Origin of the sequence: Serratia proteamaculans (genome assembly GCF_946227095.1) — a bacterium.
Classification (GTDB): Bacteria; Pseudomonadota; Gammaproteobacteria; order Enterobacterales; family Enterobacteriaceae; genus Serratia; species Serratia proteamaculans_E.
In genome coordinates this window covers 127823-153006 of record NZ_CAMISV010000004.1, presented here as the reverse complement: position 1 = coordinate 153006, position 25184 = coordinate 127823, and the positions used below count along the sequence as shown (strand labels likewise).

Genomic DNA, 25184 nt, shown 5'->3' with positions numbered 1-25184 from the left:
TACCCTACCGCCCTTTCTGTCTGTGTCTTACAAGCTGATGGCGATCAAAACCAGGATCAACAGCAACACGTAAATTCTGGCATGCAGCCTGTCGTTGACCTTCGGCAACCACCTTTTGGCAAACAGGATCCCCGAAATACCCGCCGCCACCAGCAGCCCAAGAATGGTGAGATTGACATAGCCCAGGTATTGCGGCCCGGTCATTTCCTTCCAGCCCAATCCGATATACATCAATGCACCAATGACGGCGACCGGGATCGACAGCGGGTTGGCCGCGCTGACGCAATGCTTCATTTCGTAGCCATGCCGACGCAATAAAGGCACCGTCAGCACACTGCCCCCCACGCCAAGCATAGTGGCAATCACCCCGATTAACGGCCCCCCGATCCACAGGGTCGCCTTTGACAGCACCGCACGAGCCGGCTTGACTAAAAAACCCTGTCTGAACAGGCAATCTGCGATCGTCACCAGCATATAAATTACAAACAGCAGCCTAACCACCCCGTCTTCCAGCAGGCTGGAGGCAAAAGCCCCCAACGCTGCACCAATGCCGATAAAATAGATCAGCGGGACGATGGTTTCACGCAGCAGGTTGCCGCTGCGCCAGTTGGTGAAGGTGGCATAGCCCGAATTCAGGATCATCACCGCCGTCGAGGTCGCCACCGCAATATGCATGGCCTGACCTGACTGTTCGCCCGAAGCGGCAACCAAATGATAAACAAAGGGCACCACCACAAAGCCACCGCCAAAACCGAACAAAATGGTGGTGATGCCGGTAATAAAACCGGCACCGAGGATGACCAGCGTTTCAATCATGGCTATGCGCCCGAATGAAATCATCAAAACCGGCTGCGAACTGACCGGCCAACGCATGGAATTCATCGCCGACAAACAACGCCAGGTAATGGCGGCGAATAGCATCATGGTCGACGAGTTCAATCCCCACCGCCTGTGCCTGTTCCAGGGTTTGTGCATCCGGGAAACCCCAATAACGGTAGTCGCCTTGCCGTTCCACGGTTATCGGTTCCCGCTCACCCACCCGCATTAACTGATTCGCCAAAAAAGCACCGGAACGGATCCCCAGCAACAGCATATTTTCCAAAAATGAAAGGTCATAGCGCAGTTCGGCGGGCTGGCGAGCGATCACCGGGCCGGCATCCCATTGTTCATCCATCTCGTGCAACGTTAATGCGCAGCGTTCCTCACCGTTCATCATGGCGCGAAAGAGCGTCATGACGCCGCGATAATGCGGCAAATCCCCTGGATGCAGGTTCCACAGCAATTTACCGCGCTGGCTGAAAGCCCGTACATAGTCGGCAGAAAACTTCTGATAACAGCGCAATGAAATCACCGCATCCATATTGCCCAAACTGCTGATAAAGGTGCGGTCATTGATATCCGTAATACGATGCGCATTCACCCCGGCATCCGCCAGGAAAACCTGCGGTGCCTGATAAGCCCCCTGGCAAACATCGGCATGTCGGCTGGCAAAGGGAAAGACGAAGTCATTCAGTACCTGACGCTCATAAAGCCCCAGTTGCCGCACCGCCGGCTCCTGCAAACGGCCCGACGCTTTCGCCAGCGGGAAATAAACCGTAAAAGTACACTCCTTGCTTAAGGCGCTAATAACGTCCTGACATGCCAACCAGGAAAAAATATCGTTGCCAACAAATAGCGCTACGTTTTTCATACTGTTGCCTTCTTGGTATTAAATATGCTGTTATTGAAAACTATTTTACTGATATCCCGGGTAATGGATTCCATTGCTGATGTATAAAAAAGATCGCCTTTCGCCGGAGCCCCCAGAGAGTAAAGGTTTTGTTCATTGCCCTGCTCGTCCGAGATTTTTAGTGTCAGGGGATTACACTTCACGCCACCAAAGATATTTTCTTGCACCAGGCCACCCTGCAACAAGGTGTCGTTCAACCGGTTTGGTTTCATTTGATAAGAAGGTGCCGTGCAATTAAGCAGATATTGGGTATGTACCGTCGAATTATGGCAGAAAGCTTTAAAACCTTGATGGTCCTTCTCGATATTGATCACACCGCCAAAAGCGCGCAGCCGTTGGCATTCAAATGCAGTGATAATTTTATTGGCATTTTTTAATGGCATGGCGTGCCGGTTGCGCATCCAGGACGAGTTATAGAAGCGCATAAATACCTGTCGATTATTTTCATCCATTTTTACCCAGGCCTCACACACGGCAGGATGGATAGCGGCCAGGTAGCTACAGATATGCTCACGGGCGAAGCGCGCCCGACTCAGGCTTTCAGCCAGATCGCGATAACAATCCTTACCGGCCCCCATCGCCGACAGCACCGTCAGCCGCTCCGGACCTGGGTAGTATTGCTCCAGCGCCGCGTTAATCACATGAACCAACTGATGGGCGTCGATATAGCTATGGTCGGCGACGAAACGGACCAGCCGTTGCCTGAATGCGGGTGGCGGTGCGCGCATCAGTGCAGGCTGCACGCTGGGGAACAATCCGGAACGCGACAGAGCGGATACATCACTCGCGCCCACCCGTTCAATCAGCTCGATAATCGCGTCTATCGCCGTCAGGCTACAGCCAATCACACCGATGGCTGAAGCCGGGCTGATAGCCGGCAATTCCCGATTAGCCTGGTAGGCAATAACGCCATCAATCGGATACAGGCTTTCCGCTTCATTATGCCCCGAACACAACACTAACGCGTTCATCTGCTCCGCAGCGCCACCGGCGGTGGTCAACAAATACCCCCCGGAATGCGAGCCGATCGCCTCGACTTCAGCGGTAATAAAATTCAGCGTAACGTTGCTGTCAGCCGCCATAAACACCGACATATCGCGAATAAAATCGAGATAGTCTTTATAAACCCAGCGAGGCGGATAGCGGTCTTTACAGTAGCGAGGGAAATGCATCGCGATCCAATCGGAAAAGTGCGCGCGGTCAAAAATATCCGCCGACATGTTTTCCGGCGTCATATTGAGGATATGGCTATCGAAGTCGCTGCTGTAAGCCATGCCACCATTAAAACCTTGCTTGTCATAAACCTTCAGCGAAAGATGCTTATTGCAATTATTAATCGACTTATTCTTAATAAAGTTATACGCAAAAGAAATACCCGCCGCACCACCACCAATCACACCGATCTTATACATGAAATATCACCTTATAGTCACAGCATTAAAAGAATAACTATTGCTTCAGGTGTTGGAATAAACCGTCATTTATTCCTTATTAACTTCTTGTATTGCACAGGTGAGATAACCCACCCGGCCCCGGCGTTTAAAATAATGAGGGTTCAATCAACAATAAAATACCTCGCCACCAAGGCAGCGTTATTTTTCTGCCCTGATAGTAGAGTGATGGCGACTGGCTTGCTTTATATGAAAGGCCAACTATCATTGCGTTTCGGCCAAACTGCACAACAACAGGGTTTATGCGCAACGTACGTATTGATGACCTCGACCACGTGCCGAGGCCGGTGATTGCCATAGGGACCGACTACCCTTCAGGCCATCTGTTGCCCATGCACAGCCACAGACGCGCTCAGCTACTCTATGGTGCCACCGGGGTGATGCACGTCTTTACCCGCCAGGGGAACTGGCTGGTGCCACCGCAGCGGGCGGTGTGGCTGCCGCCACAGATGCCGCATGAGGTGAGAATGGTCGGCGTCACCACCCGTAGTCTGTACATTGAGCCGACGGCGCTGCTGGCCTCTCAGCCCCAGGTTTGCCAGGTGGTTAGCGTGACACCGCTGATGCGCCAACTATTGATGGCGGCGGTCGATATGCCCCTCGAGTATCAGCAGCAGGGCCGGGATGGCGCACTGGTCAGTTTGCTGTTGCATGAGCTGGCCCAGCTGCAGTCCCTGCCACTGCACATCCCGCTGCCTGCCGATCGGCGACTAGGGGAACTGTGCCAGAGATTTCTGCAGCAGCCTGACGCGCACGACTCACCGCAGGTGTGGGCTACACGCCTGTATATGAGTATCCGCAGCTTCAGCCGCTTGTTCCGGGATCAAACCGGCATGTCATTTTCACAATGGCGTCAACGGGCCTGCGTGGTGTTGGCGCTGGCCCAATTGGCCGAAGGCCGTAGCGTCACACAGGTGGCTCTGGAATTGGGCTATGAAAGCAGCGCGGCGTTTGCAACCATGTTTCGCCGCGTGCTGGGGCAGGCACCGTCCTGTTATCTGGCCTCAGAACGGCGCGAAAGGGCTTAGCGGAATTTCTTGTGGTTGGTGTCGCGAGTTTGCTTGAAGCCTTGTGCGACCTGTTTGGCTTCGGCCAGCTTGCCCTGGTTGGCCAGCGCCAGCGACTGATCGATCTGGCCGATCAGCGTATCCAGCCCGTGGTGGAAATCTTTTATCTCCGGGCTATCGTTGGCTTTGTCTTCCATTTTCGGCGGCTTGCTTTGCTTGGCATCGACTGCCGCGGCGCGCATATTCTGCAGGCTTTGTTTGAGGGTATCCGTAGAGTCGGTGCTCAGCACCTTTTTGTAATTGCCGGCGATGGTATCCATATCGTCGGCCAGATCGGCCGCGACCGCCAGTGTACTGGCACCCAGCAGCGCCAACGCCAACAGCGCTTTCAGTTTGTTCGACATGCTTGCTCACCTTCCAGTTATTGTTTTATTTGACCCAGCCTAACCATAGGCAAGGGCACTGAAAACCGAAACCGAAGATTTGTAAGCAAGGTTAAAACGGGGGAAGGAAAGGAGAGTGATGCGGCTGGCAACCGAAGCGGCCAGCCGTAGCAGAGATTACTGACCGGCAATTTTCATGTCTGGCAACAACACGGAACCACACTGGATATTGCTGCGGGTTTCGATATCGCTGCCCACGCTGACAATATTGCGCAGCATGTCTTTCAGGTTACCGGCGATGGTGATCTCGCTGACTGGATACTGGATCTCACCATTTTCTACCCAGAAACCGGCAGCACCGCGTGAGTAGTCACCGGTAATACCGCTGACACCCTGGCCCATCAGCTCGGTAACCACCAGGCCGGTACCCAATTGCTTGAGCATGCCGGCAAAGTCATTACCCTGCCCGGCAATACGCCAGTTGTGGATGCCGCCCGCATGGCCGGTGCTGTGCATGCCGAGCTTGCGCGCCGCGTAGCTGGTCATCAGCCAGGTTTGCAGCACGCCATCTTTAACAATGTCGCGCCGTTGGGTACGTACACCCTCGCTGTCGAACGGCGTGGAAGCCAGCCCCTTCAGCAGGTGCGGATGCTCTTCGATGGTCAGCCAGTCCGGCAGGATTTGCTTGCCCAACGAATCCAGCAGGAAGGTCGATTTACGGTAAACGCTGCTGCCGCTGATGGCACCAACCAGGTGGCCGAACAGACCGGTTGCCACTTCAGAGGCGAACAGGACCGGGGCAGTCATGGTCGACAGCTTGCGCGGTGCCAGACGTGACAAAGTGCGACGGGCACATTCCTGGCCCACCCATTCAGGGCTTTCCAGATCGCTCATGGCACGGCCGATGGTATAGGCGTAATCACGCTCCATATCACCGCCCTGCTCGGCAATCACACAGCTCGACAATGAATGTCGGCTCGAGCAATAACTTTGCAACATGCCGTGGCTGTTGCCGAACACCTTGATACCGTAGTGGCTGTTAAAACTGCCGCCTTCGGTATTAGTGATGCGTTTGTCCGCCGCCAGTGACGCCTGTTCGGCGCGAGCAGCCAGTTCGATACCACGATCGGCGTCCAGCTCTGCCGGGTGGAACAAGTCCAGGTCCGGTGCCTCAAACGCCAACAGGTCTTTCTCTGCCGGACCGGCATGCGGATCCACCGAGGTATAGCGGGCGATATCCAGCGCCGCCTGCACGGTGCGGGCAATGGCATCCGGGCTGAGATCGGTAGAAGAAGCACTGCCTTTGCGTTGCTGATGATAGACGGTAATGCCCAACGCACCATCGCTGTTGAACTCAACATTCTCCACCTCGCCGAAGCGGGTGCTGACGCTGATACCGGTTGATTTGGTCACGGCAACTTCTGCCGCATCGGAGCCGGCGCGCGCCAGTTCCAAAGCCTGTGAGACGGCCTGTTCCAGCGCCTTGCGCTGTTCTGCAACTTGAGTGACTACTTTCATCAATCTGCCATACTTAATCAGAAAATCGTTGAGAAAAGTGCCGTGGCGGCGTGGTTGCGCGCGGAGTCACGCGCAAAAATCATGAGATTTATGCTTTTGAGTCTAACAGGAACCGCGTGGAATTTCGCATAAAGCCGGCAACCTGTTAGGATTAGCCTCTTTTTAACGGAGCCTACCATGAACAAACAGCCTGAAGACTGGCTCGACGATGTCCCGGAGAACATTGACGAGGAAGATGACGAGATTATCTGGGTCAGTAAAAGTGAAATTAAACGTGATGCCGAAGCGCTGAAAGACCTGGGTGTCGAACTGGTCGAGCTGGGTAAGAACGCGCTGGAACGCATCCCGCTGGATGAAGATTTACGCGCTGCGATTGAACTGGCGCAGAAGATCAAGAAAGAAGGCCGCCGTCGTCAGCTGCAACTGATTGGCAAGATGCTGCGTGCTCGCGACATAGAGCCGATTCAGACCGCGCTCGACAAGCTGAAGAACCGCCATAACCAACAGGTTTCGCTGTTCCACAAGCTGGAAGCATTGCGTGACCGCCTGGTGGAAGAAGGCGATGATGCGATCCCGCCGATCCTGGCGCTGTATCCGGAAGCCGATCGTCAGCAGCTGCGCTCGCTGGTGCGTAACGCACAGAAAGAGAAAGCCGCTAACAAGCCGCCGAAAGCTTACCGTCAAATATTCCAATACCTGCGCGATCTGGCCGAGACCGCCCAATGATCGCCGCCGTCACCACGGGATGAACTCGATTCATCCCCGGTGATGTGCAGGTTCACCGCTGCTTTCACGAATATTGAAACGCAGGCTGCCTTCCAGCTCTTCCTCCGCCTCTTCAAACAGCAGGATAATCGCGCCAAAGCGTCGTTTGCTGCGGGCGTTGAGATGGGTGAATTCTATCTCCACCGGCAAGCCGATGTCCGCAGTCACCACGTCCCACAGTGCGTCCAGATTGGCACCAAACGCCTCATCCAGCGCAAACTTATGCGCAAAGTCGCGGTAAAACGTCGGCAAATCGTTAATCTGATTAAAATCGAACTCTACTTTTGCCATCAAGCTCACTCCACCCGAATGAAGTTTTTATAATGGTCACGCGTGACAAAAATCAGGCCGTCGCTGGAATACAGCAAACGATCGGCGCCGCGCCGGCCGCATTGATAATTGATATCCGCCTCGCGCCATACCCGACTGCGGGCCGTGGGCAATTGCCCTTCACGGTTTGAGAAACGGTCGCCGCCAATCGCCTTGCCCGGCAGCACCGAACACAGATTACCGTTACGTGCATCCCATCCCTGTTCACGCGCCTGCTTCTTGGTGATGTAATAGTCTGGCAACCGCTGATGCTGCTGCAGGTAGCTCACTACCCTTTTCTGCTGCGTCAGTTGGTCAATACTCTGACCTTCGGCCACCGCCGGCACGTTGGCAATCACTCGATCATTACCGCGCAGTGCGTTAAAGCCGGCTATCACAACGGCGATAACTATCGCCACGAGGATCCGCTTGTTCATTGCTGTCCCTGATTTATGGCCCACAGGGGTGCATCAGCACCCATGCTAGTTGGATTTATAGATGAAAAGGATGAAGCAGAGATGACTGGCATGTAACGTTTTCACTTCAGGGAAACCGCGCCGAACACCCTGCATCACCCGTTCAAGCTAATCATGCCATTTTGCCGCGCGTCTGGCACTCAGTGCAACTCTGAAACAGGGCCAACTCAGGCAAGTATAGCCCCGGCGGGATATTTGAGGTATCAGTCAATCAACGCATGGCGATAGCGGTGCAGCATGTCGGCCAGGCGTTTTACCGGCCCGGTGACGCTGAGCGGTGCCTGATAATCCACCAGTTTCTGCTGATAATCGTTCATTTCGCTCAACAGCCGATCGTAATAATAAGCACGTTTTACATCGTTTTTCGCCGAGACCATATGGTCGGCGGTATTGCGGATTTGCTTATGGAAAGCCGAAAGCTCCTCGCTGACCGGGATCTCCGCTCGCTGCATACGCTGGTGAGCAATGATCAGGTTCAGCGCCAGCCGGTACTTGGCGATATCGTTCGGGAACATCATCAGCAGCTGATTCAACTGCTGATACAGCGCGGGCAGGTGGTTTTGCTGACGACGTGATGTCTTGGTGGTCAGCGCCGATACCGCACTGCCGACAAACTGGTTCAGCAGCGTGCGGCCGGTACGTTCGCGGGAGTTATCGCGGATTAACAACAGCACCATCAGGCCCACGCAACTGCCGAGGAACTGACCGAGCGCTCCATCGAGAAACTGTGTGACGTTGAACTCCATCGGATTACTCAACACCAGAATATTGATGGTCCCCGCCAGCAAGCCGAGTGAACCCAGCCGCCGTTTTTGCACTTCGATACCGATGAAAAACGCCAGCAGACCCAGGCTGAGGCACAGCAGTAAAATACTTTGCTGAGTCGCCGGCAGGATCACCATAAAGAACAGCGAACCGACCGGGATAGCCGCCAACATGCCCAGGATAAAGTCCATCGCCACCATACGTGGTGCCGGGGTACGCATCGCCAGCGAGGTGATCACCGCAATGATCACCATAAAACCGCTGCCGGAGGTCCAGCCGGTCCACAGCCACAGCAGGCTACCAAACGCCGTCGCCACAAAGGTGCGCAGGCCGTTAATCATCGCGTGGTGACCTTCCGCCGAGGTCGGTTTAACCACCACCTCACTGCTCAGCACACCCTCTTCAACCGCACTGATACTGCTGTTGGTGTGCACGCCTTTAGCCAGCAACAGGTAACGGGTAGCCGCTCCCACCCAACTGGTAATAGTCAGCAATGTTTCGTCGGTGCGATTGGTGGTCAACACCTGCCGCAACAGCTTCATTCGTTTATGAATTTCCTGCGGCGTTTCCGCCGGGACCATCAGCAACTCACGGATATTTTCCTTCAGCGCATCCGGGTGGTTCAACAGGATTAAATAGGTTTCACAGGCCTGGGTTATCAGCGTCAGCGACAGCGTATGCATCGCCAGCACGCGCCGGTTTACTTTCTGCCAGCGTGATGACTCCATCATCAGGTGACTGCGCATGCCGTTCAGCGCAGTGGTGCTCTTCACCAGATTGCTCCAGGCACGGTCGATGTCTTCTTTCTCGGCGTTGCTGATGCACATCTGCATCAACAGGTACTGATCCACCAGCAATTTATCTACCGCCCGGTCGATATCCTGTTTGATCGAACGCGGTGAAAACAGCAGATCCGCCAGCACGGCGCTGACGATCCCCAGCACGATCTCGCTACAGCGCTCAATGGCGAACTGCGGCGCTTCCAACAGGTGAGATTCACTGCTGGCAACGGTGACGATAATGATCAGCGCGGTATAACCTGCCAAGCCCCAGGCATAGGAGTTTTCAACTTTAACCAGGGAGGAAATCCAGGTGCAAAAGCCGGCCCAAATGCAGCACAACAAGAGCATCACCACCGGCGCACGCGCCGTAGTGACGATAATCACTATGCCAACAAAACAGCCAATAAAGGTGCCGATAATACGCAGCCAACCGCGATGACGAATAGCACCGGAAAAAGGCTCGCCACCCGCCGCAAAGGCCGTGCCAGCGGCCACGATGGCGGCGGTCATCGCCGACCAGCGTGGGGTTTCCAGATTAAGATGGAAGCCGACAAACAGGGCAAACACAATCGCGAAGCTGAGCTTGAAGGCAAATCTCAGCCGGATAAAGGTTGGGTTATTCATTAACCGAACTCACGCAGCCGATGCATCAAACGCACAAAAGGCGAGCCGCTGTCGGTAGCACGATCGTTCTTGCCGGTGATCACCACCGTGGCGGTGGTCCCCGCCGGGTACGGATGCAGTTGGTCTTTGTCGTCCAGCAGGATCTTCACCGGCACGCGCTGGGCCAGGCGCACCCACTCTAGGTTGCTGTCGATCGACGCCAGCCCTTTGCTGTTCACGGTGCTGCTGCTGTTGTTGACGGCGGCAGCCACGCTGTCGACGGTGCCGTGCATGATGCGATTGCTGCCCAGCGGGGTGATTTCCGCACGGTCGCCCTTGTTCAGGCCATTCAGCTTGGTTTCTTCCAGGTAGGCCAGAATGTAGAAACTGTTTTTCTTCACCAGCGCCACGGCGACTGAACCCCGGGTAATGTATTCACCGGCATGTACATTCAGGTTGGTGATCCAGCCATCGGCCGGCGCCCGCACCGTGGTACGTTCCAGATCCAATTTAGCCAGTTCACGGGTCGCCACTGCCTTCGCCAACTGATGCTCTACGGTTTGCAGCACGTTGTTAGCCTGGTCGATCTCTTCCTGCGACATCGCCTGCACACCGAGGCGCACACGGCGACCGGCTTCACGTCTTTTCTCTGCCGCCAGCGTCTGGTAATAGGCAACATCGGCGTTGGCTTCCGCCAGGGCCTGTTGATAGCGCGGCTGGTCGATAACCAGCAGCACCTGCCCTTTCTTCACCAGTTGGTTGTCCACCAGAGGCACGTCGGTCAACAGACCGGTGACGTCCGGGGCAATGGCCACCACGTCGGCGGTGAACTTGGCGTCACGCGTCCAGGGGGATTCTGTGTAGAACACCCAGGCTTTGAATATGGCGACGATCCCCAGCAGGACCAGAATCAGAGTGATCGCGATTCGGGTTATTTTTATTGAAAAATTTTTCACAGCGACCTCAAACGAAAAGACAGGTAATCAGATAGAACAAACAGCAGTACAGCGCGGTATTAAACAGCGCTGGATGCCAGACAAAATCGTAAATCCCGGTGGGTTGCAACAGGCGGCGCAGTAAAAAAAACAGCGCCAGCGACAGCAGTAACTCAAAAAATACCGGGGGAAACGACAGTCCGAAAATGACCATAACCGGAAGCAAACTCATCAATTTTTCCTTATCACTCACTGCACCGGGCGTTAACCTCCATACCCGTCATCTTTCAAGTTGCAGTGTTGTTACCTGCACTCGCTCACCCCAGTTACTTACTAAAGTAAGCGCCTGGGGATGAGCGAGCTGGGCGCCTAACTGCAACTTGAAAGCTATAGGGTATATATCCATTCACATTCTCTTTACATTTTAGCCGACACGCACCACTAATTCCGGCCCAGGCAGGTCAGGAACCTGAAATAAGAGTAAACTCTGGAGCGTACATCCGCGATAGGGACTGCGAGGATACCGGAGGGATCGGCCACTATGGCGCTGCCGATCGCGCTCGCGCGTTGGTAAGGTCTTTCCACCCGACCGGTTTATATTAGCGTGCTTACTATCAACTCATCAACAATCTGTGATCTAAATCACTTTTAAGCCAGAGTGAATAATGGAAAGACTAAAACGGATGTCGGTATTCGCCAAAGTGGTTGAATGCGGGTCATTTACTGCGGCAGCGCGCCAATTGGATATGAGCGTTTCGTCTATCAGCCAGACCGTCTCCAAACTGGAGAATGAGTTGCAGGTCAAGCTGCTCAACCGCAGCACGCGCAGCATTGGCCTGACGGAGGCCGGAAAAATCTATTATCAGGGCTGTCGCCGCATGTTGCTGGAAGTCAGCGAGGTGCACGAACAGCTGTATGCGTTTAATAATACACCGACCGGCACGCTGCGTATTGGCAGTTCCTCCACCATGGCACAAAACGTGCTGGCGACCATGACCGCCGATATGTTGAAAGAGTACCCTGGCCTGACGGTGAACCTGGTGACCGGCATCCCCGCCCCGGATCTGATCGCCGACGGGCTAGACGTGGTGATCCGTACCGGTGCGCTGCAGGATTCCAGCCTGTTCTCCAAACGCCTGGGTTCAATGCCGATGGTAGTCTGTGCCGCCAAAAGCTATCTCAGCCAGTACGGCACACCACAAAAACCGAGTGACATGGTCAATTTTTCCTGGCTGGAATACAGCGTGCGACCAGATAGCGAATTCGAGCTGATCGCGCCGGAAGGGATCAGCACGCGCATCGCACCACAGGGGCGCTTTGTCACCAACGATTCACAGACCATGATCCGCTGGCTAAAAGCCGGGGCCGGTATCGCCTATGCGCCGCTGATGTGGGTGATCGAAGAGATCAAACGCGGAGAGATCGAGATCCTGTTCAAAAACTATCATGCGGATCCTCGCCCGGTGTACGCGGTGTACACCGAGAAAGATAAGCTGCCGCTCAAGGTACAGGTGTGTATCGACTACCTGACCGAGTACTTTAAGCGCGTGGGGGAAGTCTATCAGGGCTATCGCTGAGCAGAACACGGCGCGCCAAAGCGCCAAGTACCAGCAATGCCAGCATACCCAGCCCCCAGATGAGCCAGACGGCATATCCCGCCCAGGTAAGCAGCAGCGGGAAAGATCCCGCCAGCCAACCGCCCAGTTGCTGCAACAGCGGCAACCAGCTGTCCAATAACGCCTGCGGCACCAGGCTGAGCAAACCGGTAAGCTGCGGTGCCAACTGGGCCGAACCGCTCTGTGCCAGCTCCGTCAGCGCAGGCAACCAACCCAATATGCCAGAGAGACCCCAGGCCAGCAGCGTCCACACTGCCATTGCCGCCAACAGCACTGCCACACTCCATCCACGCTTGGTCATGGCTATCCCCCGTTAGCGGCCTTGCCGCATTGCTGACAAAAACGACTGCCTGGCGGCAAAGGTGCGGAACATCCGCTGCATTGTGCCACTGCCGACTCAAAAGGTTGACCGCAACGGTGGCAGTAACGGGCTCCGGGCTTGTTAGGCGCCTGACATTGCAGGCATTGCGGCCCCTGCTCGCCATGCTGATTATAACGGTTGCCATGATGCCCGCTACGGTGCCCCGCACGTTGATGCCCGCCACCAAAACCGCCTTGCCCCAAAAGCTTTTTCAACATGCTCATCGCGCTTCTCCTTAGTGCTTTACGCCAGGTTGCAGAATAAACCCTGGAGTAAACTCCAGGGTAAAGCGCGCCAAGGGGGATTTACGTTTAATTACACCGCTAAATCAGCAACGCTTTGATGTGGTTAGCAAAAAGCATCTTCGGTCATTACCTCGCCCACCACCGGTGCGCTATGCTGCGGGGACCTCTCCCTGCATCAGGAATAACAATGAAAAAAATCATACTGGACTGTGACCCGGGACATGACGACGCGATCGCCATGCTGCTGGCCTGGGGTAACCCGCAGATCGATCTGCTGGCCGTAACCACCGTGGTGGGTAACCAAACGCTGGATAAGGTCACCCGCAACGCGCTGGCCGTCGCACGCATCGCCAATATCACCGGTGTGCCCTTTGCTGCGGGCTGCCCGCGCCCGTTGGTACGCCAGATAGAAGTCGCACCCGATATCCATGGCGAATCCGGCCTGGATGGCCCGGTACTGCCGGAGCCGACATTAAAGCTGGAACCCTGCCATGCGGTAGATCTGATCATCGACACCATCATGGCTCACCCGCCGGGTAGCGTGACGCTGGTGCCGACCGGCGGCCTGACCAACATCGCCATGGCGGTGCGCAAAGAACCACGCATTGCCGAACGAGTGAAAGAAGTGGTGCTGATGGGCGGCGGCTACCACGTGGGTAACTGGAGTGCGGTGGCAGAATTTAATATCAAGATCGATCCGGAAGCCGCGCACATCGTGTTCAATGAAAAGTGGCCACTGACCATGGTCGGACTGGACCTGACCCATCAGGCTCTCGCCACGCCAGAAGTGTGCGCCCGCATAGCGACTATCCCTACCGGGCCAGCCAGGTTTGTTGGCGAACTGCTCGAATTCTTCGGCAAGATGTATCAACAGGCGCAGGGCTTTAGCGCACCGCCGGTACACGATCCTTGTGCGGTGGCTTATGTGATAGACCCCGACGTGATGACAGTGCGTAAAGTCCCGGTAGATATCGAACTGACCGGCACCCTGACGCTGGGCATGACGGTGGCCGACTTCCGCGCCGCACCGCCGCCGGACTGCCACACCCAGGTGGCGGTAAAGCTGGATCAGGATAAATTTTGGGATTTGATGGTGGATGCACTGGAGAGGATTGGGGACGTGAAGGTTTAAGCTGCGGCTTGTAAGACAGGTAATAGTAAGGCGGCAGGCCGGGTGGTTTTGGATAACCGCCCGGCCTGGGTTTATCAGAGAAGATAAACTAGCGCTTTAGTAATGTAGTTAATTGACCATCCAACTGGCTAAGGCAGTTATCCATATATTCCGTGGTGACCTGTTTCACCATCGCATAATCACTGGCTTGCCATTGTGTCAGTGATGCCGAACGCGGGGTTGGGCTGCATTTAAATTGGTCAAAGGCTGAGAACATGTTTCCCCCCTCCGGCCGTTTATAAAAGGTAACGGCGTAGCGCAATTCGAATTGAGTATCACTTTTCGCCAGCTCTTGATAAACCAGCAACCACCTGGCGGGGGTGATATTCAAATTATTCTTGTAACTGTAACCAGCACCGTTCTTTTGCAACCAGTCGGCGATAACCACCTTGGCCTTAGGCACCAAATAGTTTTTGGTCGGTTCTGGCAAAGTATCTACACTGCTGCCTTTCAACGTATCCTTGCTGAAGGTACTGGCAGAAAGACCACCGGTAAGCACCGAGCTTAAAACTGACAGCCCCACACCGACACCTGTATCGGCCTGCGTGACAATACGCAGCTTGGTATCAGCATGTTGGTTATTATTATTTTCAGGTAGAGCAAAGAAAGTCTTCACGCCAATACTACTGCCATTAGCGGCGGTGACCTTTTCTACATTATTGGTTGATGAACAGGCAGTTAATAACAGCAAACTGCTCACCATGGAAACACACAGAACTTTTTTCATTACTGCTCCTTGTTAGTAGTATTCCAACATCATGTTGGGTTTTTATTGATATCGTTTATCTTTAATATAAAGATATTACTTTTCTTAATGATTAGCTTTGGGTGATTCAATCTTAAAAATAAAAAACCAGTATGATTATCAAACTATGAACACTCAACATCTCAAAGACTACCAGTTAACACTAATATCGAAGAACTAAAAGTCCCTACCCCTGATGCTATCTGCTTTCAGCCTCAGGAGCGTTGGAAATTTAGTGCACAGAACCAGAACCCGGCCAACTGACCGGGTTATTAAATTACGCATCACCAACTTTGATACCTAAGCGAAAAACTTCAGTTGGGAATAATGGTTGCAATATTATTTCACTATTGAAAATAAATAACTTTGGTGATAAAGCCGTAACATCATATACATTTTCAGCAATCAATTTTAATTTTGTTCTGAATATAGGAACACTAGAGTCATCTACAATAACAAATACATCATCAATTCTTATAACATTACCACGCAATATGTCATCAATGCTTTCATAATCAGAGTATTTTATTTTTGACCAATCAACGTTTCCCGCAACAAAGGGATACGTCCCAAAAATCTCAACGACATCATTTTCACACTCTCCATCAACAATATTAAAATCAGCACTTAATGCCTCTTTACACTCTTCGAATAAAGTCATTTAGCTTACCTATTTAGCTGTTTCAATATCGTTTCAAACGACTTTTCATTACCCTCAAAAAGTACGACCTGCTTTATCGCTTTGCCTGGCCCTTTCCCTTGAGAATAATACCATATATTAATATGAGTTCCTTTTTCTGGATCATAATCAACACGCCAGCCTATCTTTCCGTCATTAGATTGACGTCCAATGACCTTTCCATTCCCAGCACTTACCTCTAACCGCCCTATGACAGGTTTGGAATCTGATCCTAAATTACCCACAATACTCAATGCCTTGTTTCGAGCACCTTCCCAACTCTTCTCAGGTTTAAGTATTTGTTCTATTCGGTTTCCTGTCTGTGACCCAGCTTTGGCCTTACCAATCCCCGCAGCAATCCCGGCAGCACTGGTTCCTGCCACTTGGGCCAGAGAATTTATCGCAAGTTGCTTAGCTTCAGACGAATCACCTGACATCAGTGCATTGTGGATCGCCGCATTTCTGTCAGCTTCAAGCTGGATAGTCGTCACCTGAAGAATAGATAACTCGTTCTGTTCTTCTGAGCTTAACCCACCATTCGCACGAGCTTTCTCCAGCAACTCATTGGTTCGATTGGCATAATCGGTCTGTACCTTGCCAACTTCATTAGCCTTATCAACACAGTTCTGAGCACCTTTGCACTCTACAACGCTTTCACGCTGTTCAGCATTGATTTTCTTGTACTTCTCTATAACGGTACTTTCGCAGGCTGCAAGACCCTGGCACTGAGTCATCTCCTGACTACGAGATTTATTATCCGACACACTCAGCGCATTATTCTCCACCGCATTCTTAGCGGCTTGCGAACCTGTCACCACCCCGGCAGTGCTGTCTGAAACGAGACCGCCCGCCAGCCCTGCGGCCAGTTGACTCAGCGCGCTCACCTGCTGTTTCTCGCTTTCTGTCAGCTCCGAGATTTTACGGCCCTGGAACATCTCACTCAGTATTACTCGCGCTACCAGTTCGCCACCACCGGCACCCACCGCTCCGGCTACCGCTGACTGGTTGTTTAACTGCGCAGCTATCGCACCCAGCACCGCATGCGCCATCGCGTTGGCGGCTACGTTGTCATCACCGATACGCGCTTTGATTTCTCTCGCCAGATAAGGGGCTGCGCCGCTCGCCAAGGCTCCGGCCAGATTGTTCCCCGCCAGAGCCTGCAATGCCCCCGTTACCGCCTGCCCGGCTCTTTGCATATCGCTGCCGGTGCCATAGCTTTCCATCGCCTTTTTATAGGCATCACTATTACGCAGCACCTTGACGTCTTTTTCAGTCGGGTTGGCCGCTTTCGCCGCCTTCAGCCCATTGATATCACCCTGAGTGCGGATAACATCCATTGTCTGCCCGGCTATCTCGCCAATCAGCTGCGCCTGCTTCAGCCGGTTCTGCTCTTTCTCCTTGTCGAATATCGGCCCGATACTGCCATTGGCGTTCTCGGTATCCCGGCTGAGCTGATTAACATCCTGCTTTTGATTGGCCTGATCCCGAATAACCACGCTACCGCCCGACACCGCCGCCTGCGTGGTACCTTCTGCGTGCCCTTTATTACCTGCACCGGAAAGGGCTGCGCCTGCCAGATTGGTCAGCAGATCTGACCCCACCGGGCCACCGCTGCTGATACTCCCCCCCTGGTGTTCGGCCTTGAAATCCGCCTGATTATGGATATCGCTGAAGCCCAGTGTGCCGGTATCAAGACGGTTCTTATCCGCCGTGGCGGTGCTAGCAATGACCGCACCGTCCAACTGCGTATGTTCGCCAACCTTAACATCATAGCCGCCCTTGCCAGCAAATAGGCCGGTTTGCTCCTGCACGCTGTCATAATTGCTGTGCAGTTTGTCACGGCTCATGCTCAGGCTGGCGGAGCCACCCGCACCGATGATGGCCACGCTGACACCGCCACTGACGCTGGTCTGCTTGGCGTCGTAGTTATCGCTATCCTGCTGGCTTTGCAACGTCAGGTTACGTCCAGCATCTACCTTCACCGTTTCGCCACTGGCCTGGGCCCCCGACAACAAGGTGTCCCGGCCGCTGTGCAGCGACAGTTTGCCGCCACTGTCTATCGTCGTTTCACTCCAGAACGTGCCATCGCCATGCTCGCTGCCCTGGCTCTTGTTGGCATTGGCGAACACGCTCAATCCGGTCTGTTGTCCTACGCCAATACTGACGCCGATATTACCGCCGCTGCTCTTGTTGCTGCCCTCGGTCTTCTGCGTATTGGCCGCGCCCAACAGCAATACATCCCGTTCGGCATTCAGGGTGGTGTCTCCCCCCGCTTTTAGCTGGCTGCCCACCACGGCAATATCGCCGCTGTCGGCCGTGTTGCCTTTGCCGGTAGCCGTCAACTGCAAGTTATTGCCAGCAGTGAGCGTGGAACCGGTAACGGCAGTTTGCTCCTGATGCTGCTTCGACGACGATTTCTGGGCACCCAGCGAGATACTGATGCCGACCATGCTGCCTTCTTCGGTATCGGTATTGCCAAGCGTTGCCTGTTGCCCTGCCTGAACCGCCTGCACGCCGGACAAGGCTGCTTTGGTACCCTGCAATGCCGCCAGTCGCCCGTCGGTCTCCTGCTTCGCCTGTTGGGCGGTGGTCACCGCACTGTTGATGGCGCTGCCTACCGTGCCGGACAAGGCGAGGCTCAGGCCGCTCTGCTTCTGTTCAAAAGTCTCATCACGACGGCGAATATCCTGGCCCGGATCGATCTGCACACTATCTCCTGTCACCGACAGGTTCTTATCCGCAATCACGTCCGCACCGCCAATATGCGCCTTGCCGCCGGCCACGATATTCACGTCGCCGCCGGTTGAACCTATGGTGCTAACGCTCTGGCTTTGGGTAGTACCGTCTTCGTTCAGCTGATGGCGGGAAGATTTGCTGCCGAAGGTCACGCCGATGCCGCCGCCGCTGAACATGCCGCTGGTTTTTTTCTCGTTCAGTCGGTAACTGGATTGCTCCTCGGTCGCCGCCACAATATCGACGTTATTGCCCGCCTGCAGGTTCACCTTGCCGTCGCCGACCACCGTCGAGCCTTGCACCTTCAGGTCGTTACCGGCTTTGAGCGAGACGTTGTTGCCGCTCAGCAGTGCGCCCTTCTCGTGGGTGGCATAGTCCTCTTCCACCGTATGGGTGGTGGTTTTGGACATCAGTCCTTTTTTGACCTTGGTCTCTTCGAAGAAGCTGTAGTCGCTTTCAGTGGCGCTGTTCAGCGCGATATCGCGCCCGGCGCTCGCCGCCACGTCACCACCAGCCTGTGCCTGGGTGGCGTTGAGGGTTGCGTCCCGCCCGGCCTGAATGCGCGTGTCGCCGCCGCTGGCGATTTCCGTGCCCTGCTGGCGTATGGACTCATTCACCCGCTGTTGGCGGCCGCCGTGGCTTTCCTGGTATTCCCGGCTTTGCTGGGTATTGAGGTTCACGTCACGCCCGGCACGGAGGCTGACGTCGTTGTCTGCCACCAGCGCAGCTGCCTGCGAGTTCAGGTCACGTCCGGCCTGCAACTGCAGATCCCCGCCGCTGGTGAGGGTGCTACGGGTTGCACCACTGCTGATATGCTCTTTATTGTTAGCTTTATCAATAGCTTCAGTACGATTGGCAAGCAGGTTAATATCGTTGCCCGCCTGCATTTCCATTGCACCGCCAGAGGTAACCTGCGCTCCGGTAATATCGATATTGTTACCGGCCTGCATACTCAACGTATCTCCGGCGCGGATCACACCAGTATCACCGACTTCCGTGCGCGACAGCGTCAGCGACTGACCGCCCTGGGTACCGGTGGCATCCCACTGGCGGGCCTGGGTTTTGTTGATAATGCTGCCATCCTGGCTTGCAAGCTGGACACGCTGGCCGCTGATGGTTGAGCCGATATTGCTGATATCACCGATAGCACTCAACTTCAGCCCACCGGTAGCGTCGATCATCCCCTGATTAAGGTTGCTGATGCCCGCTTGGCTATTGACGTTCAGGCGCTCGCCGCCCTGCAGCGTGCTGCCGTCATTGCGGATGCTGCCACCGTTCAGGTTAACGTTATTGCCGGAAATCACGCTGCCGTTCAGTGGGGCGACGTCACCTTTGGCCAAATAGAGTTTGGGTGCCAGTACCGTCTGGCCGTTGACCGTCACCTTCTCCCACCAGACGATGCTGTGATCCAATTGTGAAACCTGTGCCGGTGTCAGGCTGATGCCAAACTGCAAATTCAGGCCGCTCTGCGCTCGTGCTGCGTTGTCGATCAGTTGCTGCATCTGTGCCAGTTCGGAACCGACGCCGTTAAGATAGCGCTGGCCGGTTTGGCTGAGCATCGCGTTGCTGATGTAACGGGTATCAAACGCCGCATCCCCCAGGAAGCGGTAGTCGTAGTCCGGATTGAGCTTCAGCCGGTCAAGGAAATAGGCCGAGCCGATAAACTGCTTTTCATTGGTGAAGCGGCTGTCGCTTTCACGCGGGGCAACGCCCGGCTGTTGGCCCAGCATGGCATAGAGATCGTCGAACAGGCTGTTGTCCAACTGGCCCAGGCCGTCCAGTTTTGGGTTGGTGGTGATCAGATACGGGCTGCCAGGATCGTCGGTCACAACAAAGCGGCCGTTACCGCCGCTCGGCAGTGGGTAATCCGCTAATTCTACGGCGTTATTGCCGAGCGTGCCGAGCGCCGCCTGCAGATTGTCTTTCCACTCCGGCGTGCCGAAAACGACGCTTTGATCCTTCGCCAACGCTTGCTGTTCTACGCCGCTGACGGCGTCAGGCTGCTGCAGGCTGTCCAGCGTGGGTCGGGTCAGGGTATGGCTGAGGCTACCGGCATTCGGGGTCAGCGTGGTATTGCTGATATTGTCGCTGAAGTTGGCGTTGACCGCGCCACCAGCCTGGATCACGCTGCGGTAAACAACGGTGTTTTCGTTCTGGTACTCTGGCTGCCCCGTTAAGCGGTACTGAATCGGTGTGTTGACGTTATCACGGATGTAATTGCCGCTCTTTTTGAAGTCAGCCAGTGGATGGTGCTTGTCGAAATCATACTGCGCGGTTTCGCCATCATAATGGTAATTCAGGTATTTACTCTGGCTCCCAGCCTGTGCACTCTCATTATTCAGCGTACTGCCAGTCAACGAGATATCGCCATTAGCCAACATATCGCTGGCGATATTGTCAAAACGCTTAACGGTGCCAACAATGTCTTTTCCGGCCGCAATACGCCCGGCTCCGCCGTTCGCAGTGACGATCACTTTGGACGATTCAACCAGAATTTTTTTGTCCACTGCGGGCGCTTTAGGCGCTAAATAATAGTAATCATCAACTGAACCGTTGCCATGCCCCATGCTACCGCCGGTACGCACGGTTTTGATGTAATAACCGAGTTCGCTTTCGGCCAAATCCCCCAGCTTCATATTGACCAGCGTCTGGCCATTCCACAATGGATCCTTCACCGCCGTCTGCTTCTCAGTACTCACCGACCAACCATCGCGCTGATTAAGCAGATGCGCGGTATTGATATGAATATCGCCGGTTTCGGTTTCTATGGTGCCGGAGGTGTTGACGATCTGGCTGTTGGCCTTGCCATCGGCGTCTTTCTGCATCCACAGGTCTTTGCCTGCCAGAATGTCGCCGCGCTGGTTAGTGATGCGATCCGCCAGTAACTTCATATCGCCACCGGCGTACAACATGCCGCTGTTGATCAATTGGTTAGCGGCACTCAACAGCAGATCACCGGCGGTGCCGATAAAACCGTTATTGCTGATGTCGCCACGGCTCAACAACTGCACCAACCCGCCCGACTGCAGGCTGGCGTCGGTATTTTGCGTGATCCCGGCAGCTTCGAGGCGCATTTCACCGCTACCGCCGCGCAAGGTGCCGGCGTTGGTTAATTGGCCGCCACTACGCACATCGACACTCTGGCCCTGAGTGGTGCCTTGCAGCAGAATATCGCCGTCACTGGTCAGGGCCAGCGCTTTGCCAGCGGCCAGGGTGCCGCTCTGGGTAAAGGCGTCCTTCAGCGTCAGCGTCATGTTGCCCAGCGCCACCAGTTGGCCGTACTGATTCAGCAGGCTGCTGGCCAGTGTCATATCGCCACCGCTCAACAGCTTGCCGCTCTTCTGGTTATCCACCTGCCGGGCTTTGATTGCCATCTGGCGGGTCGCCAGCAGCGTACCGCTGTTATCCAGGCTGTCCGCCTGCAGGGTTAAATTACCGCCTTGCAGCGTCCCCTTATTATTCAGACTATCGAGCGTCAGCTGGTTATCGCCGGTGGTGCTCAATGTGCCGCTGTTATCCAAACGGGTACCGTTGAACGTCAGGCTGCTGGCTTGCAGCCAGCCGCTGTTGGTCAGCGTCGGTGCTTTCAGGCTCAACGTGCCGCCAATCTTCAGGTTGCCGGAGTTGATCAACTGACGATCCAACTGCAGCACGCTGCCGCCATCGCCCTGCAGAGCCCCGACGTTATTTAGCTCCGCCGCCTCCAGCCGCAAGGTTCCCAGACTGCGCAGGTTACCGCCTGCCAGGTTATTGAATACGCCGCTCAGCTTGGCCTCGAGGTGGGTTTGCCCCTGCAGCCTGCCGCTGTTGGTCAGCTCTGTGGCCTTCAACGTCAATTCACCCGCCTGCATCAGCCCCAGGTTTTCGATGCTATCTGCATTCAGTTTCAGTACACCGTTACTTAGCATCTGTCCTGTAGCTTGTTGCACCGCCGCTTTTGCTATTTCGGCATCCAGCCGGTTAACGCCAATCAGTGTCCCGCTATTACTCAGACTCTCGCCTGTCAGACGTAATGCGCCCGCCTGCCAAATTCCCTGGTTATTCAGCGCCAATGCCTTGATCGCAGCTTCGCCATTGGAGAAGATCTTGCTACCCGCATCAGCATTAAGACTGCCGCCAAGATCCAGCAAGATCCCTTTGCCCGCCTGCAGCGTGCCTTTATGATCCAGTTGCTGAGCCGTCAGCGTAATACTCCCGCCCTGCCATAATCCGCTGTTATTCACCGTCGCCGCGTTGGTCGTGAGTTCACCGTCGCTAAGCAGCTTGCCACCGATGGCGTTGTTCAGATCCTTTTCAAGCTGCAACACCAGCTTTTGTATGCCGATCAGGTTGCCGCTGTTGGTCAGCGATTTGGCGGTAACGTGGGTGGTCGCACCTTGCGCTTCCCCCTGATTACTGATGCTGTCCGCCGCAAGCGCTAACGCGCCTTCGCTCAGTATTTTCCCGTCGTTGTTCAGCGTGGTTGCCGTCAGTTTCATCGGCCCTTCGCTCAGCAGTTGCCCGCTGTTCTCCAACGCCAGCCCAACCACGGCGGTTAAGCCGTTGTCGCCCAGCGCGCTGCCGGTGTTGTCCCAACGCTGCACGTCAATATCCATACTCTTGCCCTGCAGCTTGCCGGCATTATTCAGCCCAGTACCCTGCAGCGTCAGTATGCCACCGGCCAGGATCTGGCCCGCCAGGCGGTTTTGCAGATCTTTGCTGGTGATAGTCGCGTTTTCCCATGCCAGCAGCCGCCCGCTGTTGTCCAGACTATCGGCGTTGAGCGCCATACCTTTGGCGACCATCACCCCCGTGTTGTTCAATGACGGCGTGGTCAGGGTCAATGCATCTTCCGCTACCAGCTTATCGAAGTTGTCCACCGTTTTGCTGAACGCCAGGTCCAGTGTCTGAGCGCCAATCTGCCCGTGGTTGACCAAGCTATCGCCGCGAAGCTCCAGTCGTTTGTTGGCCAGCAACTCACCCTGCTGCTCCAGTCGTTTCACCTTTAGCGTTGCACTCTCATTGGCCTTCAGGTGCCCACGTTGCTTCAGAGAGTCTCCACTCCAGTCAATATTGCGCGCGTCTATTTCGCCAATGTTATCCGCCGTGGCGGCAGAAAACTTCAAATCCCCCAGCGTGTTGAACACGCCGGCCAACTGCGCGTCTTGCGCAACCTTGAGCGTCATATCCTGCATGGATTGGGTTCTGGCACCGGCCGTGGACACCAGTTTTTGAGTGTCCAGCGTCAGGCCTTGTTGGCTGGACAGCAGCCCGCCGAGTTGCACGTCATCAGCGGTGAGGGTGATATTGCTGTCGCTCAGCAACGATGAACCCAGCTCAGTCTTCAGCACGCCGGTGTGGTCCAGAGTAATTCCCTGCTTGCCGTTGGCTTTTCCGGCCAGTAAAAACTCGCCAGTCTGTACCGTTAACAAGCCATCAGCAGACAGTGAGCCACCGACATTAAGCTTGTCGCGCACCCGCAGATCGAGTTGCTGTTGGGAAGTGATCGTCCCCTGATTATCGACACCGTTGGCGGTGATGGTCTGTACACCGCCCGCCTTCAATTGACCCGGGTTATTGAGCTGGGTACTGGTCAGGTTCTGCGTGCCCTGTGCCTGTATCAGACCGGAGTTGGTCAGGTTCTGTGTCTTGAGGCGGCTGTCGTGATTGGCAGCCAGTTGGCCGCTGTTGGTCAGATGGTGGGTCTGCAAGTGCAGGTCGCGTCCGGCGGTCAGGGTGCCCTGCCAGTTGCCGTCGCCGCTGAGCGTCAGGTCAATATCCCCTTCGGCCGTCAGGCTGCTGTTTTTATCACTGCTCAGACTGGCGGCATTCAACTGCAAGCGGCCGTCCGTGTCGGCTTTGCCTGCCTGCAGTTTGCCTGCGGCGGTCAGGTTCATATCGCCTTTGGCGCTCAGCGTGGCCTGTTCCATAGCGATATCGCCACGGCTGTTCAGAGTAAGCGCCTGCTCCGCCTTATGCTTGCCGCTCAGCGTCATGCCCACCGCCGTGGCATTCAGGTTGCCCTGTGCCAGCGTGTTGTTCAGCCGCAGTTGACCATTGGCCTCCAGTTGAATATCGCCTTCACGCGCGGTGAGATTGCCGAGGTTAACCCCCACCCCTTTTTCACTGGACACCAAATGAATACGGTTGGCGTACATGCCGCCCAGCGCACCGGTATCGATAGCGATTTTGGGAACGTCCCCCTGACCGGCGATCGCCGTGGCCTTGCCTGTCGCATCCACCCGATTGGCACCGAGCGTAATGCTGAGGTCTTTGGCATGCAGTTCCGCGTTGATCGCGGTAGCGCGGGCGATCAGGGCGAATTTGTCGCTGTTGGCGGCATTCAGCCCCTTGCCCTGAATAGTGATCGCTCCCTGGGTCACTTCCAGCGCCTGCAGCTTGCCGTCGGCGTCCAGCACCGGCTTGCCGGTGGTCAGCGTTGCGTTGGGGGTATTGATAAAGCCACAGCCGTCGCAGGTGATGCCATAAGGGTTAGCCACCATCACGCTGGCCTGCTTGCCCGCCACCTCCAGGTAGCCGCGCAGCTGTGAAGGGTTGGGTGCTACCACCTCATTGATGATGCCCTGCGCTTCTTTACCGGCCTGCAGGTTGGGGTTGTTCTGAATCAGGCCGCCAAGCTGGCTCTGGTTGAGCTGACCGGTGGCGTTGTTGAGGATCATCCCCTCTTTGCCAACGTTGAAATCGTTGTATTTATTATGAGAAATACCGGCCTGATTCGGCGTGGCGATATTGACCACCGGCACGCCATTGGCAGCCTGATCGACCCGGGTAATACCCTCGGCCACGTTGATGCCTTCGGCCAGCGCCGGCAGCAGCGGCTGCCCGGCAAGCAAGATGCACAGGGTGTAGCTCAGCAGACGCTGATGAGCTTTAAGCGGTTGATTATTTTGGCGCTTCATCCTTGAAACCTT

At 55.2% G+C, this 25184-nt stretch carries 19 protein-coding genes; 4 read left to right on the top strand and 15 right to left on the bottom strand.

Annotated features, from left to right (window positions below; all coding sequences use genetic code 11):
- Positions 1 to 27 precede the first annotated feature (27 nt).
- The 3 genes from OC597_RS09775 to OC597_RS09765 are packed head-to-tail and all read right to left on the bottom strand — an operon-like array spanning position 28 to position 3141.
- The gene (locus tag OC597_RS09775; protein WP_261285370.1) at positions 28 to 816 is read right to left on the bottom strand and encodes a sulfite exporter TauE/SafE family protein; all 789 of its coding nucleotides are present in this window, start codon (positions 814 to 816) and stop codon (positions 28 to 30) included.
- The gene (locus OC597_RS09770; RefSeq protein WP_261285371.1) at positions 809 to 1690 is read right to left on the bottom strand and encodes a formyltransferase family protein; all 882 of its coding nucleotides are present in this window, start codon (positions 1688 to 1690) and stop codon (positions 809 to 811) included. Before OC597_RS09770 ends, OC597_RS09775 begins: the two co-directional genes overlap by 8 nt.
- Positions 1687 to 3141 carry an FAD/NAD(P)-binding protein gene (locus OC597_RS09765; RefSeq protein WP_261463305.1) on the bottom strand — a complete coding sequence of 485 codons (1455 nt, stop codon included), beginning with the start codon at positions 3139 to 3141 and terminating at the stop codon, positions 1687 to 1689. Before OC597_RS09765 ends, OC597_RS09770 begins: the two co-directional genes overlap by 4 nt.
- 281 nt (positions 3142 to 3422) lie before the next feature.
- Between OC597_RS09765 and OC597_RS09760 the strand changes: the two genes are divergently transcribed.
- A complete protein-coding gene (locus tag OC597_RS09760) occupies positions 3423 to 4208 on the top strand; it encodes an AraC family transcriptional regulator (protein WP_261257832.1) in 786 nt (261 codons plus the stop codon).
- Here OC597_RS09760 and cybC read toward each other — a convergent pair.
- The gene (cybC, locus tag OC597_RS09755) at positions 4205 to 4591 is read right to left on the bottom strand and encodes a cytochrome b562 (protein WP_085119680.1); all 387 of its coding nucleotides are present in this window, start codon (positions 4589 to 4591) and stop codon (positions 4205 to 4207) included. The two genes, OC597_RS09760 and cybC, sit on opposite strands and share 4 nt — an antisense overlap.
- 156 nt (positions 4592 to 4747) lie before the next feature.
- On the bottom strand, positions 4748 to 6088 hold the full coding sequence (gene pmbA, locus OC597_RS09750; RefSeq protein WP_099065079.1) for a metalloprotease PmbA: 1341 nt from the start codon (positions 6086 to 6088) through the stop codon (positions 4748 to 4750).
- Positions 6089 to 6265: 177 nt separating this feature from the next.
- Here pmbA and yjgA point away from each other — a divergent pair, with 177 nt between their 5' ends.
- The gene (gene yjgA, locus OC597_RS09745; RefSeq protein ID WP_085119683.1) at positions 6266 to 6814 is read left to right on the top strand and encodes a ribosome biogenesis factor YjgA; all 549 of its coding nucleotides are present in this window, start codon (positions 6266 to 6268) and stop codon (positions 6812 to 6814) included.
- 30 nt (positions 6815 to 6844) lie between these two features.
- Here yjgA and OC597_RS09740 read toward each other — a convergent pair whose 3' ends face one another.
- The 5 genes from OC597_RS09740 to aaeX form a co-directional block, all read right to left on the bottom strand.
- Positions 6845 to 7144 (bottom strand): barstar family protein, encoded by a 300-nt coding sequence (locus tag OC597_RS09740; RefSeq protein ID WP_261257841.1) that lies wholly within the window; start codon positions 7142 to 7144, stop codon positions 6845 to 6847.
- A gap of 5 nt (positions 7145 to 7149) precedes the next feature.
- On the bottom strand, positions 7150 to 7599 hold the full coding sequence (locus OC597_RS09735) for a ribonuclease (RefSeq protein WP_112347131.1): 450 nt from the start codon (positions 7597 to 7599) through the stop codon (positions 7150 to 7152).
- 242 nt (positions 7600 to 7841) lie between these two features.
- On the bottom strand, positions 7842 to 9809 hold the full coding sequence (gene aaeB, locus OC597_RS09730) for a p-hydroxybenzoic acid efflux pump subunit AaeB (RefSeq protein WP_261257843.1): 1968 nt from the start codon (positions 9807 to 9809) through the stop codon (positions 7842 to 7844).
- Complete coding sequence (aaeA, locus tag OC597_RS09725; RefSeq protein WP_112347133.1) at positions 9809 to 10744, bottom strand: p-hydroxybenzoic acid efflux pump subunit AaeA; 936 nt, start codon at positions 10742 to 10744, stop codon at positions 9809 to 9811. The genes aaeB and aaeA overlap by 1 nt, the downstream gene beginning before the upstream one ends.
- Before the next feature lie 7 nt (positions 10745 to 10751).
- Entirely contained in the window at positions 10752 to 10955 is a 204-nt protein-coding gene (aaeX, locus tag OC597_RS09720) for a p-hydroxybenzoic acid efflux pump operon protein AaeX (protein WP_085119167.1), read from the bottom strand.
- Between the two features lie 433 nt (positions 10956 to 11388).
- Here aaeX and aaeR point away from each other — a divergent pair, with 433 nt between their 5' ends.
- A complete protein-coding gene (gene aaeR / locus OC597_RS09715) occupies positions 11389 to 12300 on the top strand; it encodes an HTH-type transcriptional activator AaeR (RefSeq protein WP_085119168.1) in 912 nt (303 codons plus the stop codon).
- On the opposite strand, the gene OC597_RS09710 is transcribed toward aaeR, so the two are convergent.
- Together OC597_RS09710 and OC597_RS09705 are read right to left on the bottom strand one after the other, a co-directional pair.
- The gene (locus OC597_RS09710) at positions 12263 to 12640 is read right to left on the bottom strand and encodes a hypothetical protein (protein ID WP_262208536.1); all 378 of its coding nucleotides are present in this window, start codon (positions 12638 to 12640) and stop codon (positions 12263 to 12265) included. The genes aaeR and OC597_RS09710 overlap by 38 nt on opposite strands.
- 2 nt (positions 12641 to 12642) lie before the next feature.
- Positions 12643 to 12924 (bottom strand): zinc ribbon domain-containing protein, encoded by a 282-nt coding sequence (locus OC597_RS09705; protein WP_262208535.1) that lies wholly within the window; start codon positions 12922 to 12924, stop codon positions 12643 to 12645.
- Positions 12925 to 13132: 208 nt separating this feature from the next.
- Here OC597_RS09705 and uriH point away from each other — a divergent pair, with 208 nt between their 5' ends.
- Complete coding sequence (gene uriH, locus OC597_RS09700; RefSeq protein ID WP_262208534.1) at positions 13133 to 14077, top strand: uridine-preferring nucleoside hydrolase UriH; 945 nt, start codon at positions 13133 to 13135, stop codon at positions 14075 to 14077.
- Between the two features lie 88 nt (positions 14078 to 14165).
- Here uriH and OC597_RS09695 read toward each other — a convergent pair whose 3' ends face one another.
- The 3 genes from OC597_RS09695 to OC597_RS09685 all read right to left on the bottom strand — a co-directional run bounded on the left by OC597_RS09695 (position 14166) and on the right by OC597_RS09685 (position 25172).
- Complete coding sequence (locus OC597_RS09695) at positions 14166 to 14843, bottom strand: hypothetical protein (protein ID WP_262208532.1); 678 nt, start codon at positions 14841 to 14843, stop codon at positions 14166 to 14168.
- A 295-nt stretch (positions 14844 to 15138) separates the two neighbouring features.
- Positions 15139 to 15522 (bottom strand): CDI toxin immunity protein, encoded by a 384-nt coding sequence (locus OC597_RS09690; RefSeq protein ID WP_262208531.1) that lies wholly within the window; start codon positions 15520 to 15522, stop codon positions 15139 to 15141.
- A 5-nt stretch (positions 15523 to 15527) separates the two neighbouring features.
- Positions 15528 to 25172 carry a hemagglutinin repeat-containing protein gene (locus tag OC597_RS09685; protein WP_262208530.1) on the bottom strand — a complete coding sequence of 3215 codons (9645 nt, stop codon included), beginning with the start codon at positions 25170 to 25172 and terminating at the stop codon, positions 15528 to 15530.
- Positions 25173 to 25184: the final 12 nt, after the last annotated feature.

Excerpts from the sequence above, each read along its gene's own strand:
- OC597_RS09775 (WP_261285370.1), bottom strand. The coding sequence starts at position 816 with ATGATTGAAACGCTGGTCATCCTCGGTGCCGGTTTTATTACCGGCATC.
- OC597_RS09770 (WP_261285371.1), bottom strand. The coding sequence starts at position 1,690 with ATGAAAAACGTAGCGCTATTTGTTGGCAACGATATTTTTTCCTGGTTG.
- OC597_RS09765 (WP_261463305.1), bottom strand. The coding sequence starts at position 3,141 with ATGTATAAGATCGGTGTGATTGGTGGTGGTGCGGCGGGTATTTCTTTT.
- OC597_RS09760 (WP_261257832.1), top strand. The coding sequence starts at position 3,423 with ATGCGCAACGTACGTATTGATGACCTCGACCACGTGCCGAGGCCGGTG.
- cybC (WP_085119680.1), bottom strand. The coding sequence starts at position 4,591 with ATGTCGAACAAACTGAAAGCGCTGTTGGCGTTGGCGCTGCTGGGTGCC.
- pmbA (WP_099065079.1), bottom strand. The coding sequence starts at position 6,088 with ATGAAAGTAGTCACTCAAGTTGCAGAACAGCGCAAGGCGCTGGAACAG.
- yjgA (WP_085119683.1), top strand. The coding sequence starts at position 6,266 with ATGAACAAACAGCCTGAAGACTGGCTCGACGATGTCCCGGAGAACATT.
- OC597_RS09740 (WP_261257841.1), bottom strand. The coding sequence starts at position 7,144 with ATGGCAAAAGTAGAGTTCGATTTTAATCAGATTAACGATTTGCCGACG.
- OC597_RS09735 (WP_112347131.1), bottom strand. The coding sequence starts at position 7,599 with ATGAACAAGCGGATCCTCGTGGCGATAGTTATCGCCGTTGTGATAGCC.
- aaeB (WP_261257843.1), bottom strand. The coding sequence starts at position 9,809 with ATGAATAACCCAACCTTTATCCGGCTGAGATTTGCCTTCAAGCTCAGC.
- aaeX (WP_085119167.1), bottom strand. The coding sequence starts at position 10,955 with ATGAGTTTGCTTCCGGTTATGGTCATTTTCGGACTGTCGTTTCCCCCG.
- aaeR (WP_085119168.1), top strand. The coding sequence starts at position 11,389 with ATGGAAAGACTAAAACGGATGTCGGTATTCGCCAAAGTGGTTGAATGC.
- OC597_RS09710 (WP_262208536.1), bottom strand. The coding sequence starts at position 12,640 with ATGACCAAGCGTGGATGGAGTGTGGCAGTGCTGTTGGCGGCAATGGCA.
- OC597_RS09705 (WP_262208535.1), bottom strand. The coding sequence starts at position 12,924 with ATGAGCATGTTGAAAAAGCTTTTGGGGCAAGGCGGTTTTGGTGGCGGG.
- uriH (WP_262208534.1), top strand. The coding sequence starts at position 13,133 with ATGAAAAAAATCATACTGGACTGTGACCCGGGACATGACGACGCGATC.
- OC597_RS09695 (WP_262208532.1), bottom strand. The coding sequence starts at position 14,843 with ATGAAAAAAGTTCTGTGTGTTTCCATGGTGAGCAGTTTGCTGTTATTA.
- OC597_RS09690 (WP_262208531.1), bottom strand. The coding sequence starts at position 15,522 with ATGACTTTATTCGAAGAGTGTAAAGAGGCATTAAGTGCTGATTTTAAT.
- OC597_RS09685 (WP_262208530.1), bottom strand. The coding sequence starts at position 25,172 with ATGAAGCGCCAAAATAATCAACCGCTTAAAGCTCATCAGCGTCTGCTG.